The organism is Pseudomonas sp. DCB_AW (assembly GCF_026240895.1).
Lineage (GTDB): Bacteria > Pseudomonadota > Gammaproteobacteria > Pseudomonadales > Pseudomonadaceae > Aquipseudomonas > Aquipseudomonas kermanshahensis.
In genome coordinates, this window is the sequence record NZ_JAPFCE010000164.1 from 1 (window position 1) to 564 (window position 564).

Annotated in this window: 1 protein-coding gene; it reads left to right on the forward strand. The window is 57.1% G+C overall.

All coding sequences use genetic code 11. The features are described 5' to 3' along the window. Positions 1–564: immunoglobulin-like domain-containing protein (locus tag OO306_RS28060; protein WP_265970388.1), on the forward strand; the 564-nt coding region annotated here is incomplete at both ends.

The following is a 564-nucleotide window of genomic DNA, read 5'->3' on the forward strand; positions in this document are numbered from 1 at the left end:
AACGTCTACACCGGTACCAACGACCCAGTGATCAAATCGATCGCTTCCGTTGATGGCACGGATGTTGGCAAGTTCGAGAACCTGGTTCTGGACAAAACCCCGGTCAGCACCACTGTTACTGACGAGCCAGGCTCGGGTACTCCAGGCGCTGGCAACGAAGGTGATCTGGTCAAAGTCACCATCACCGCTGACCAGGTTTCGGTTGCTGAGAACGTGAAGCCGACCTTCACCGTTCACATCAATACTGCCCTGGCTCACGACTTGATTGTGACGCTGAGCAACAATGCGGTTGTGACCATCAAGGCCGGTGAAACCAGCGCGCCGTACACCCACGACGCGCAAGGCGATGACGTCTATAAAGACGCCGGCGAAATCGAGCTGGGTATCAAGTCCGCCGTCGATGTTGACGGCCGTGACTTCGAAAACCTGCAGCTGGGCGATGCGGCGTCGGTCAAAGTGACTGACACCACGGATGACGTGGTGGCCAAGCTGACCGCTACGCCTTCGGTCACCGAAGGCGGTGCGATCACTTACACCATCACCCTGACCAACAAAGACGATCAC